This window comes from Peribacillus simplex (assembly GCF_900156045.1).
Taxonomy (GTDB): Bacteria; Bacillota; Bacilli; order Bacillales; family DSM-1321; genus Peribacillus; species Peribacillus simplex_D.
Genome location: NZ_FTMX01000018.1, coordinates 23,812 through 36,345, shown reverse-complemented (window position 1 = coordinate 36,345; position 12,534 = coordinate 23,812). Strand labels below are relative to the sequence as shown.

8 protein-coding genes and 1 pseudogene are annotated in these 12,534 nt (G+C 38.8%); 8 read left to right on the top strand and 1 reads right to left on the bottom strand.

Annotated elements, in window-relative coordinates; all coding sequences use genetic code 11:
• Nucleotides 1-282 precede the first annotated feature (282 nt).
• Nucleotides 283-1,599, top strand: coding sequence for an MFS transporter (locus BW986_RS28480; RefSeq protein ID WP_076373103.1), 1,317 nt, complete (start codon nucleotides 283-285; stop codon nucleotides 1,597-1,599).
• A gap of 574 nt (nucleotides 1,600-2,173) precedes the next feature.
• Nucleotides 2,174-2,708, top strand: a pseudogene (locus BW986_RS28475) (flotillin domain-containing protein); the annotation flags it as partial.
• 598 nt (nucleotides 2,709-3,306) lie between these two features.
• Here BW986_RS28475 and BW986_RS28470 read toward each other — a convergent pair.
• On the bottom strand, nucleotides 3,307-4,038 hold the full coding sequence (locus tag BW986_RS28470) for an IclR family transcriptional regulator (protein ID WP_076373102.1): 732 nt from the start codon (nucleotides 4,036-4,038) through the stop codon (nucleotides 3,307-3,309).
• A 397-nt stretch (nucleotides 4,039-4,435) separates the two neighbouring features.
• On the opposite strand from BW986_RS28470, the gene BW986_RS28465 reads away from it, so the two are divergent.
• From BW986_RS28465 to BW986_RS28440, 6 genes are all read left to right on the top strand, one after another.
• The gene (locus tag BW986_RS28465; RefSeq protein WP_076373100.1) at nucleotides 4,436-6,235 is read left to right on the top strand and encodes an acyl-CoA dehydrogenase family protein; all 1,800 of its coding nucleotides are present in this window, start codon (nucleotides 4,436-4,438) and stop codon (nucleotides 6,233-6,235) included.
• A gap of 56 nt (nucleotides 6,236-6,291) precedes the next feature.
• Nucleotides 6,292-7,479 carry a CaiB/BaiF CoA transferase family protein gene (locus BW986_RS28460; protein WP_076373098.1) on the top strand — a complete coding sequence of 396 codons (1,188 nt, stop codon included), beginning with the start codon at nucleotides 6,292-6,294 and terminating at the stop codon, nucleotides 7,477-7,479.
• A gap of 275 nt (nucleotides 7,480-7,754) precedes the next feature.
• Complete coding sequence (locus BW986_RS28455; protein WP_076373096.1) at nucleotides 7,755-9,029, top strand: MFS transporter; 1,275 nt, start codon at nucleotides 7,755-7,757, stop codon at nucleotides 9,027-9,029.
• 55 nt (nucleotides 9,030-9,084) lie between these two features.
• Nucleotides 9,085-9,957, top strand: a complete 873-nt coding sequence (locus BW986_RS28450) for a 3-hydroxyacyl-CoA dehydrogenase (protein WP_076373094.1) — start codon at nucleotides 9,085-9,087, stop codon at nucleotides 9,955-9,957.
• Nucleotides 9,954-11,159, top strand: coding sequence for an acetyl-CoA C-acyltransferase (locus BW986_RS28445; RefSeq protein WP_076373092.1), 1,206 nt, complete (start codon nucleotides 9,954-9,956; stop codon nucleotides 11,157-11,159). The genes BW986_RS28450 and BW986_RS28445 overlap by 4 nt, the downstream gene beginning before the upstream one ends.
• Nucleotides 11,160-11,224: 65 nt before the next feature.
• Nucleotides 11,225-12,001, top strand: coding sequence for an enoyl-CoA hydratase-related protein (locus BW986_RS28440; protein ID WP_076373090.1), 777 nt, complete (start codon nucleotides 11,225-11,227; stop codon nucleotides 11,999-12,001).
• Nucleotides 12,002-12,534 lie beyond the last annotated feature (533 nt).

The window sequence follows — 12,534 nt, the reverse complement described above, 5'->3', positions numbered from 1 at the left end:
CAAAAATAAACATACATGTAAAAACAAAAATTAAGGGCATGGGATCAACGAATTATCAATAGGACAAAAGCTTTCATAATGGGGATGCTGAGAACTGATTCCTGTTAAAGATTCTGAAGAACGTTCTGTTTTTGAATTTTCTTTGGCATTATCGGAAAGACATAAAAAGGTTCTGGTGCAAATATTGTTCGCCATACAATTAGAATATTGTATGGTTTTTTTGTGCGTGTTATGATGATTCAAATCGATAAAATTAGCTTTTCTAGAAAGGTAGGTTAGTTTATGTTACATAAAGATAGTGTAGAAGCGTTAGACGACCAAACAGCTTCGTTACAAAGCTACATTCGTTCTTCAGAAAAACAAAAAGCGTTATACAGGCGTACATTATTCGTTGTAAGTATTTCACAAATTTTTGGTGGTGCAGGATTAGCAGCAGGAGTTACAGTGGGGGCACTTCTTGCACAGCAAATGCTTGGTACTGATGCGTTTGCTGGAATTCCTTCAGCTTTATTTACTTTAGGGTCAGCAGGAGCAGCTTTATTTGTTGGGAGACTCTCTCAACGTTATGGACGTCGTATAGGTCTGACCGCGGGTTTTATGATCGGTGGCCTTGGAGCAATAGGAGTCATAATTGGAGCAATAATAAATAGCATTTTCCTGTTATTCACATCTCTTCTTGTTTATGGTGCAGGGACTGCAACAAATTTACAAGCTCGTTATGCTGGTACGGATTTAGCGAATAGTAAACAGCGAGCAACTGCTATTAGTATTACGATGGTTTTTACAACATTTGGTGCAGTTGCAGGTCCAAATTTAGTGAATGTAATGGGGAATTTCGCTCTTTCTGTTGGTGTTCCATCACTTGCTGGTCCTTTCATTTTAGCAGCAGCAGCATATATCTTAGCAGGTGTTGTCCTTTTCTTAATGCTTCGTCCAGATCCACTCGTTATAGCTAGAATGATAGTAGCAACTAACCAAGAACCTAGTGATAATGCTCATTTTACAGCAACTGAAAATACAGACAAAAGAGGCATAATCGTTGGTGCAACAATTATGGTTCTTACTCAAATCGTAATGGTGGCTATTATGACAATGACACCAGTTCATATGAGACATCATGGACATGGTTTGGGTGCAGTAGGTCTTGTTATTGGTTTTCATATAGGTGCCATGTATCTCCCTTCACTGGTTACAGGTATCCTTGTTGATAAGTTGGGGCGTACTGCGATGGCTATTACTTCTGGAACTACATTGCTTCTGGCAGGTTTGATAGCAGCATTTGCACCAGGAGATTCTATGGTTATCCTGGTAATTGCTCTTTCTTTACTTGGATTAGGATGGAATTTTGGTTTGATAAGTGGGACTGCACTTATTGTTGATTCAACTGCAATTTCCACACGGGCTAAAACTCAAGGTACAGTGGATGTCTTAATTGCGTTATCGGGAGCTGTTGGTGGAGCCTTGTCGGGTATGGTTGTGGCAGGTTCAAGTTATACAGCCCTTTCAATTGCTGGTGCTGTGCTTTCACTACTGCTTATTCCAATTGTTATTTGGATCGGTAGAAATCAGACAAAGTTTAACAAACGGAAAAATTACTGAAAACTCTGGATATATTATCAGATTATTAATAGAGTAATGGTTGCTGTTAAGCCTTCAATGTAATTGTTCAACGTAATAAATTATACAAAATAAAAAAAGGAATGTTTATATGCTTAGAGAACTCATTTAGTAAAACCTTCTGAGACACGTGTATTTTTAAAAAAACTGAAAGACCAGAAGTCATCTCTTTTGCAAGGGGACTGCCAGCAGCAGAGTTGTTTCCTGTTGAAGCACTTATGGATGTATGCAATGGTATATTGAATGAACAAGGTACGGCTTCTCTTCAATATAGTACCACTGAAGGATATATTCCTTTAAGAGAAGTTATTTGTGAAAGGATGAAAGTTTATTGGGGTCAACTCAACTATCGAAAATGATCTTATCACATCAGGTTCCCAGCAAGCAATCGATCTTACTGGAAGATTATTTATCAATGCGGGAGATACTATTTTTGTGAAAGCCCTACCTATTCTTGCAGCAATTAACGTATTTAAGTCATATAATGCCTTGAAGTAAATATGGATGATGATGGAATGGTTATGGAAGAGGTAGAGAAAAAGCTATAAGAGCATCCCTTCGCCGTGAAAAGCAATATGATTCCGAAGTGAAGAAAAAGGCGGATGCCGATAAGTATATAATCGAAGCCATGGCGAAGGCGGAAGCGGAACGCGTTCGCATGGACGGTCTTGCTAAAGCGGACGCAAGGTACGACAGAAGCGGAAATCATCCGGTTAAAAGGGGTAGCAGAGGCGGAGGCCAAGCAGAAGATTGCTGAAGCTTTTGAACAGTTCGGTCAGGCAGCCGTCATGGATATGATTTTGAAAATGCTTCAGGAGTATGCCAAACAAGTTGCAAGTCCGCTTAGTAATATCGACAAAATCACTGAAGTGGATACAGGTGGAAGCGGTGCGAATGGCGGGGCCAATAAAGTGACTGGGTATGCAACGGATTTAATGGCAACATTGCAGGAGTCATTAAAGGCATCTTCAGGAATCGATGTCAAAGATTGGCTTGAGAATTTCTCAGGAAAACGAAATTTTCCATTTACAACCATCAGTCAGGAGAATGTCGAAGCGAACATGAATATGGCAGCAAACAAGGAAGAGTAACAGAGAAAAAAACTAAAATGTAAATCATACTGTTCATCACATGAAATTTAAGCTGATGCATTAGAATAAAAAGTACTGCAAAAAAACAAAAATAATGTAAATAACAAAAAATATTGAAGAATTAACCATTAAGAGCAATAGGGAAAAATCATACAAAAAGAAGCAACAGATATACAATCTGTTGCTTCTTCGTGTTGAAGTGTATTGATGACATTTATTCTGTGAACTCTATATTCATAGTTGAAAAGGGCCATTCCCATCTGCAAAGACGATTCTCATACTCATTGAGGATGCGGGGTCAATGTTAGCTACACTTCCCAACTCAGCTAAGTCCTCTGGAGAGTAGGTTAGGAGAACAGAACCAAAAGAAACAGATGGTGTATGAAAAAAGAAGATAGAAGTATAAATGCGTTATCTATTATCTTCAATCTACCGGAAAAAGAATGTAAATATGGAAAACTAAAAATTGATAATTGGAAGTCTGACCAAAGCGAAATGAATTCACACGTGAATTTTTCGGAGTAGCCTCATAAATTCATAGATGAAAAGGACATTGAATTCTATGTTTTATCTGGTCATATTTGTACCAAATCCTGTTTTAATATAATGATTTTGAAATGTTTTCAGTAGTTTTTAATAATAAAGGGATATGTTGTTCCATCGATTCTTTATTCCATCGAAAGACTGGGCCAGAAATAGAAATGGCTCCAATGACTTTTCCTTTTGCACCAAAAACGGGAGCTGATAACGCAGCTACATTCTTCGTGAGTTCTTCCTCATTTATTGAATAACCTGTATTTACAATCGTTCCTAATTTTTGTCCAAGTATATTTCTTTCTTCGTCAGGAAGGTTGTTTAATACTCGTGCCTGTAAATCTTCATTAAGGAATGCCAAAATTACTCGTCCGCTTGATCCAAGATGTAATGGTATCCTATTACCAACTCCTGCCTTTCTACTTATTTCCTGATTACTTACATGTTCGATTACACACATCCTTATCATGTTTGTTAACATATACAATCCTACCGTTTCCTGAGTTTCATCTCTCAATTTAATTAATTGAGAATCAATTAAAGAGATAAAAGGTAAATCGGTGATTATTTTATTTGCATAATCAATGAAAACCGTACCAAGTGAATATTTTTTAGAAACTAAATCTTGGAATACCATACCTTCCATTTTTAAAGTAGTTAGCATGCGATGTGTGATAGGAGGAGAAATGTTAAGTTTTTCGCTAATATCTTTGATTCCTTGTGGACCTGGTGTCTCATTTAAATAATTGATAATTTTAATTGCACGCTGCACTGTAGACGAAACCTTTGTGTTCATAATTAAAATCCCCCGTTAAATCCCATTTATATTAATTGCTTAAATGTTATTTTGAATTATTAAATGATTCTTGAAACGCCAATTATTAAAAATATTATACCATACCAAGATAATAAACCCATTAACAGGGTTAAGTATCCAAGTTTTTGTCACTATTATAATTTAAAAGAGTGATGCCTATAGACCACGAAAATTGAATTTTAAACCATCATCTAAGGAATTATATTTGTATAATTATTTAAACTTCTGGTAATCAAAATTCAATTTTCATGAGTAGTATGGTGGCTTAAAAATAATTTGACTTTTTAGATAATAATCACATAATATCAAATATAGGAATTGAAATTCCGTTATTATTAATAAGTGCTTTAAAAAATGTTGAATGGGAGGAAAATTTATGAATTTAGAACTGTTAACATCCAATTCTAGAAAAGCCGAAGTTGGTTCGATGCCAGAGACAAAAGGTTTAAACTTTTTTAAGGAAGATCACAATCTCCAACTTATCCTACAGCGTTATCTTTCTAAGGAAGATTATGATCGCGCCCTTTCTTACTTAACAGAATTAGGTGAAATAGCTGGAACACGTTTAGATGAGTTATCTCGTATTGCGGATAAACATACTCCTGAGTTGGTTGCTTTCAATGGGAAGGGAGAGCGTGTAAACGAAGTTGACTACCATCCGGCCTACAAGGAAATGGAATATCTAGGATATAGCAAATTTGGTCTCGCGGCTATGTCACATAAACCAGTGCTAGGATTTTCCTCGAAACTGCCGCACGTACTAAAATATGCATTTTGGTATTTGTTTGTACAATCCGAGTTTGGTTTAGCTTGCCCAATGAGTATGACAGATTCTGGTGCGCGTGTTTTAAGGAAATTTGCCGATCAGGAAATGCAGGATACCTATTTACCTCATTTGACGAGTACAGATATGAAGGAATTATGGACGTGTGCCCAATTTATGACTGAAAAGCAAGGTGGTTCTGATGTTGGTGCTAACACGTTAATGGCAAAAAAAGTTGGCGATCAGTGGGAACTTTGGGGCGATAAGTGGTTTTGTTCCAATGTATCAACAGACCTTGCATTAGTGTTGGCTCGTCCTGAAGGTGCTCCAGCGGGCACGAAAGGTCTTGGGATGTTTTTAATGCCGAGAAAATTACCGGATGGATCTCTAAATAAGTTCAGCATCAATCGTCTAAAAGATAAGTTAGGAACACGCGACATGGCTTCGGGAGAAGTAGCGTTTGAAGGAGCGGTTGCTTATGCTGTAGGTGATGTTACCAATGGTTTTAAGCAAATGATGTCGATGGTAAATTCCTCCCGATTATCAAATGCCGTCCGTTCTACTGCAATGATGCGACGAAGCTTTTTGGAAGCGCTTATTTCAGCCCGTGGCCGAGTAGCATTTGGTAGTTCTATAGCCGAAAAGCCACTCATGAAAGAAACCCTTTTTGAATTATTACTAGATTCCGAGGCTGCTACGGCTATGACATTCTTCACAGCTTCTGTTTATGATAAAGGAGATCAAGGCAGCAAAGCCGATGAAAAGCTATTACGAATTTTAACTCCATTGTTAAAAGGATACATTTGTAAACGAGCGAGAAATTCCACCTCTGAAGGGATGGAAGCAAGAGGCGGAAATGGGTATATCGAGGATTGGGTTGAACCGAAACTTTTACGCGATGCTCATTTAGGTGCTATTTGGGAAGGAACAACAAATATTGTGGCCTTAGACGTAATAAGAGCATTAGTGAAGGATCAAGCAGGGGAGGTCTTCTTTAACACAGTTTACAATACTATAGATGGCATCTCTGATTCTTGGGCAGAGCAGACAGGTAAGGTCCTTCTACAAATTACCAATAAAATCGAATCGCAAGCGAAAAAAATAATGAAGCTGAACGGGCCAGAGAGAGAATTGCCTGCGAAACAATTAATGAACCGCATGTATCATGTTTGTGCAGCCAGTCTTTTACTGGATGAAGCTTCTGTACAAATTACAGAACAAGGAAGTTACCGTAAATTATACATGACATTGCAGTATCTCCACCGTCATTTGCTTACGAATGGATTGGATGATTTTAGCTACTCTAATCCATCGTTATTACAATGGTTTGATGCCATTGTTGACTGGGAACAAGTTCCGGAAAAGGCAGTAGAAAGTTTAATAAAACAAGTGCAACAATCCGTGAAACTTTAAACAATAAATCTCTACCATAAGTTGTATGACAACGATAAAGAATAGGGGAGGGCATTATGGCTAAAGCATTAAGCGGGATTAAAGTTCTTGATTTAAGTCGGGTGGTGGCTGGTCCAACTTGTACTAGTATGTTAGGAGATTTGGGTGCAGATATCATTAAAGTGGAGGGACCGGAATTAATAGATGAAACGCGGACGTGGTTTCCTCCTGATGTTGAAGAGATAAGTTTATATTTTATGGCAGTTAATCGAAATAAACGAGCAATCACTGTGGACTTAAAGACAGAAAAGGGAATACAAATCATTAAGAAACTTCTAAAGGAAGTGGATGTTGTCGTAGAAAATTTTAAAACAGGGACAATGGAGCGGTTAGGACTAGGATATGAAGAATTGAAAGCGTTAAACCCTAAATTAATTCACTGCTCAATCACAGGATTTGGGCAAACAGGACCTTACAAACATTTGCCGGGATACGACTTTATTGCTCAGGGGATGAGCGGGTTTATGAGTGTGAATGGTGCACCAGATGGTGAACCTGTAAAGTCTGGAAATGCTATGGCCGATTTATTCACAGGTCTACATGCTATCATTAGCATATTAGCTGCTTTGCAGGCAAGAACCCATACAGGCCGTGGCCAGCATTGTGATATTTCTCTTTTGGATACCATGGTAGCTACAATGCTTAATCTTGGGACAGGCTATTTAAATACAGGGAACGTTCCTAAACGATATGGGAATCAGCATCCGAGCCTAGTTCCCTATCAAAATTTTAAAACCAAAGATTATGAGATTATTATTGCAGTAGGTAACGACAGACAGTTCCAGCGTCTTTGTTCCTTACTAAAGTTGGAAGAGCTATCTCGTGATGTGCGTTATTCAACAGCCAGCGCACGCAACATTAATAGGGAGGCATTAATTCCTCAAATACAAGAAGCACTGTTAACCAAAACGGCAGATGAATGGATCACAAGCTGTCAGGAAAATAATATTCCTTGTGGTCCTATTAACACCTTAGATAGAGTTTTTGAAGATAAGCAAGTACTTGAAAGGCAAATGATACAGGAAGTTGAACATCCACAAGTCGGAATGGTTAAACTTTTAGGTTCACCAATCAAACTTTCAGATACACCTGTTACCATTGAGAGGCATCCACCTTTGCATGGGGAGCACACTGAAGAAGTATTGTTAGAGTTAGGGTATGAAAGACAAGAAATCGAATCGTTCATGCAGGAAAAGGTTATTTAATGATAAATTGCTTAGTTAACATTAGATATCTCGTCCATAAACCAATTGAACCACGTACCGTTAAAATAAGGAAGCGTTTAGATTGCAATACCATGTACATGAACAAAACGAATGTCGGAAAATGAATCTGTGATGAAAACCAACTCATCATTATACATTCCTATCATCCTATGATTTTACACCCTTAAATAGACAACGCTTACAATGAAAGGGAATTGTTTATTTTTCCAACAAGAGTATATAAGAGGCTGAATAAATAATTAAGGCGGTGTTTTATGGAAAATGTTAGATCAGACCGGACTTGGATTGTAGTTTTCATCGCTTGCTTTTTAGGTCTTATGGTAGATGGCATGGATTTAATCATGCTGTCTATCACGATGCCTAGTCTAATGGAAGAGTTTAATATTGGTAATGCATCTGCAGGACTCATTGCTACATGGTCCTTAGTAGGTATGGGTGTCGGCGGAATCTTTGGTGGTTGGTTAGCTGATCGATTTGGCCGGGTAAGAATGGCGACCTGGATGATGGTTCTATTCTCAGTTGGAACATGCTTAATTGGATTTACCCAAACATATGAGCAATTTATCGTTATTCGTTTTATTTCTGCTATTGGAATAGGGGCGGAATATACGATTGCTACGATGCTTATGGCTGAGTATGTACCTACGAAAAGGAGAACAACGGTCTTAGGTACAATACAAGCAGCGTATTCATTAGGATATTTAGTGGCAGCTTTATTGGCGGGTGCAATCCTGCCTGAATACGGATGGAGACCTCTATATTTTATTGCTGTTGTACCTGTTCTTTTGGCCATTTATATCAGATTCAGGGTTCCAGAACCTCAAGGATGGAAAGAAAGAGTACAAGCGCAAAAACAAAAGGGGAATAAGAAAAACGAGTGGGCTACGATCTTCAAAGATTCAAAAACAAGAAAGATTTTTATATTATGGGGTATTACTGCGACCTTCTTACAATTTGCTTATTATGGCGTTGGTACCTGGCTGCCGACGTATATTGTAGCTGATTTAGGTATTGATTTTAAAAAAATGACGGGGTATCTTGTAGGAACCTACACAGCCGCAATCTTAGGTAAGATCATTACAGGTTGGCTGGCAGATCGATACGGTCGAAAAACGATGTTTATTATTGGTGGTCTATCTACTGCGATTCTCTTACCAATCGTTTATCTTTACAATACACCGACTAACGTTATTGCATTATTAACTATACTGGGATTTCTCTATGGTATGCCATATGCAGTCAATTCCACATACATGAATGAGAGTTTTCCATCTCATATTCGTGGTACAGCTGTGGGGGGATCATATAATATTGGGAGACTCGGGGCAGCGATGGCTCCTTTTATGATAGGTTTCATTGCGGAATATCAATCAATCGGATTAGGCTTAGCTACTCTAGGTATTGCCTATGTCTTAGCAGCGTTAATTCCTGGGCTGTTTATCCGAGAAAAAATGTATGATCCATTTGATAAAGAAGAAAATGCTGTTACTGAGCAAAAGGAAAGCGCTATCAAAATAGAAAACATGTAAGCATTATAATAGTAAGCATTTCATAGTAATCGTACAAAGAAAAATAGGAGGGAAAATGATGAACAGTCTTGTTGTAGTAGGTTCAGGCGTTATGGGACGTGGAATTGCCTATGTTGGAGCGGTAGGGGGCTTCACCGTTACATTGGTTGATGTCAATGAAACTTCACTAAAAAATGCTGAAGCTGAACTGAATACTATTTTTGAAAAAGCTATCTTAAGAGGGAAACTTTCTAATGTCAAGGAGCAGGAAGCAAAAGCGAACTTGTCTTATGTAACTGATTTGCAAAAGGCTGCATCTTCGGCTGATGTCATTATTGAAGCGGTACCTGAGAAAGCAGAAATTAAAAGGCAGGTGTTTGAATCAATTGAACAATGCGCACCAGCTCATTGCATTTTTGCAACGAATACTTCCACCATGAGTCCGACGGAAATTTCTTCTTATGCAAAACGTCCAGCTCAGACCATTGCGATGCACTTTTTTAACCCGGTACATAAAATGCCGCTTGTCGAAATTATTCGAGGTCTTGAAACGAGTGATGAAACTGCCAAAGCTATAGAAACATTGGCAGAGCAAATGGGGAAAGAAACGGTTGTCATTAATGAGTTTCCTGGTTTTGTGACGAGTCGGATCAACGCATTAGTTGGCAATGAAGCTTTTTATATGCTTCAAGAAGGACTTGGGACGCCAAAAGAAATTGATAAAGCAATCAAGCTAGGTCTTAATTACCCAATGGGTCCCTTTGAATTAGCTGATTTGGTCGGTCTCGATGCACGTTTGAACAATTTAAAGTATTTACATGAAAAGTTGGGTGAAAAATACCGCCCGGCTCCATTACTAGAGCAGTATGTAAAAGCAGGACGTCTTGGACGTAAATCAGGAAAAGGTATCTATGACTATACCGAGAAAGAAGAGTTGATTGGAAAATGAGAGAAGTAGTGATTGTGGATGCTGTAAGAACACCAATTGGGAGATATAAAGGCGCGTTAAAGAGTGTACGACCGGATGATTTGGGGGCTGTTGTCATTAAGGCACTTATTAAGCGAAACCCCAATCTGCCTCCAGAACAAATTGAGGATGTCATTCTCGGTAATGCCAATCAAGCTGGTGAGGATAATCGCAATGTGGCGAGAATGTCATCTCTGTTGGCCAAACTTCCTGTCAATGTGAGCGGAACAACGATTAACCGGTTATGTGGCTCAGGTCTTGATGCTGTAATGTATGCTGCTAGATCCATTGCGATAGGTGAAGGGGATATTTACATTGCCGGTGGAACGGAAAGCATGACGAGGGCTCCTTATGTCATGGCAAAACCAGAAAGTGATTTTCCTAGGGGGGCAATGGAACTTCATGATACAACGATTGGCTGGCGCTTTACGAATAAAAAGCTAGAAAAGATGTATGGATCGGATTCAATGCCGCAAACAGCAGAAAACGTCGCCCAACGCTGTTCGGTGTCCCGAGAAGAACAAGACCAATTTGCGTTTCAAAGTCAGCAAAGAGCAAAACAAGCAGTGGAAAGTGAACGTTTTGCGAATGAAATTGTACCGGTTCGTTTTATAGACCGAAAAGGAAATGAGATAGCCGTCATGCGTGATGAACATCCACGTACGGATACAACGATTGAAAAGCTGGGAAAACTCAAACCAATTTTTGAAGGCGGCACTATAACCGCTGGGAATGCTTCCGGTGTAAATGACGGAGCTTCAGCATTACTGCTAATGAGTGCAGAAAAGGCCAAGAAATTAGGATTAAAACCTCTAGCCAAATATGTTGGCGGTGCAGTTGCCGGCCTTGAACCATCAGTTATGGGCCTTGGTCCTATTTATTCAACACGCAAAGTATTAGAAAGGTCAAATTTGGGAGTAGCTGATATTGGACTTGTCGAATTAAACGAGGCGTTTGCTTCCCAATCTATTGAGTGTATCCGTCAATTAAAATTGGATCCGGAAAAAGTGAATGTAAACGGTGGGGCGATTGCATTAGGCCATCCGCTAGGTGCCAGCGGCGCGCGCATTTTAACAACACTACTTCATGAAATGAAAAAACAAAATGTCCAGTATGGACTTGCCACCATGTGTGTCGGTGTTGGACAAGGCATATCAGCAATTATAGAAAACATTGAGGAATAAAAATTAGCCCTTATTAGTTTGGTCTAGTAAGGGCTATAGTTCTATGAAAAGGAGAGATAATTTTCATGTCTAATGTTATATATAAAGTGGAAAATCATATTGCTTATGTAACGGTGAATCGTCCAGAAGTAATGAATTGTTTTAATTATGAGACCCTTATTGAACTTCAGGAAGCAGTAGATTCGATTTATGCTAACCAGGATATCCGTGTGGTTATTTTCACAGGAGCAGGTGATAAAGCATTTAGCGCGGGCGTGGATTTGAAAGAAAGAAAGACATTAAATGAAGCGCAAGTAAGAAGGAATGTCAAAGCAATTCGAAATGTGTTTAACAGTATTGCCGGTCTTCCCCAGCCGACAATTGCTGCTGTTAATGGTTATGCATTAGGTGGAGGGCTTGAATGGCTACTTTCTTGTGACTTTGCCATAGCAGTCGAAAGTGTATCAGTGGGACTAACGGAAACAAGTTGGGCTATCATACCAGGCGCCGGCGGTACGCAGCGGCTACCGAGACTAATTGGTGAGACAAAAGCGAAAGAGCTTATCTTTACTGCTAAAAAGGTGACAGCGGAAGAGGCACTTGATTTAGGTATTCTTTTGAAAGTGGTGCCGCGTACCGAGCTGAAAGCTGTTTGTGAAGCATTGGCTTCAAATATGATGAAAAACGGTCCGGTTGCATTAAAACAAGCGAAATATGCCATTACTCATGGAATGAATACGGATTTGCTAACAGGACTGGCCATTGAGGCACAGGCATATGAGCTGACAATTCCTACAGAAGATCGTTTAGAAGCTCTTAATGCGTTTAGTGGACGGAGGAAACCACAATTTACAGGTCAATAAGATTGCACTCGGATCGCGCCTAATTTGCTAAAATGATTTTTACCTTGTAACACAGCTGGAGCATAGGATGATTTATGAAGCGCCTTTGCGCGAGAACCTGCAGAAACTGCGACCAGCTGTGTTAAATCAAATGAAATTTAAGCTGATGCATTAGAATAAGAAGTACTGCAAAAAAACAAAAAGAATGTAAATAACAAAAAATATTGAAGAATTACCATTAAGAGCAATAGGGCCAAATCATATAAGAAGAAGCAACAGATATATAATCTGTTGCTTCTTTTTGTTGAGGTGCTTTGACATTTATTCTGAGATTTTATTTAGAACCAACAATCGTTCTGTTCCTACTTAGGTAAATCAGTGGCTAATGAAAGTACCTTATAGTCCAAATGATGATTCGGAAAAAATGGGAAATTTGATTCTTTCTAGACTAGAAAATCTATAAGGGAGTCCGCCGACAAAACGGGGATATTATACGTTAAGTTATTTTCAGTCTAAAAGTCGATCCACTTAATATTCATTTTTTTAGCATGGAT

Coding starts and splice junctions, on each gene's coding strand:
- BW986_RS28480 (WP_076373103.1), top strand. CDS start 283: ATGTTACATAAAGATAGTGTAGAAGCGTTAGACGACCAAACAGCTTCG.
- BW986_RS28470 (WP_076373102.1), bottom strand. CDS start 4,038: ATGAACACAAAGGTTTCGTCTACAGTGCAGCGTGCAATTAAAATTATC.
- BW986_RS28465 (WP_076373100.1), top strand. CDS start 4,436: ATGAATTTAGAACTGTTAACATCCAATTCTAGAAAAGCCGAAGTTGGT.
- BW986_RS28460 (WP_076373098.1), top strand. CDS start 6,292: ATGGCTAAAGCATTAAGCGGGATTAAAGTTCTTGATTTAAGTCGGGTG.
- BW986_RS28455 (WP_076373096.1), top strand. CDS start 7,755: ATGGAAAATGTTAGATCAGACCGGACTTGGATTGTAGTTTTCATCGCT.
- BW986_RS28450 (WP_076373094.1), top strand. CDS start 9,085: ATGATGAACAGTCTTGTTGTAGTAGGTTCAGGCGTTATGGGACGTGGA.
- BW986_RS28445 (WP_076373092.1), top strand. CDS start 9,954: ATGAGAGAAGTAGTGATTGTGGATGCTGTAAGAACACCAATTGGGAGA.
- BW986_RS28440 (WP_076373090.1), top strand. CDS start 11,225: ATGTCTAATGTTATATATAAAGTGGAAAATCATATTGCTTATGTAACG.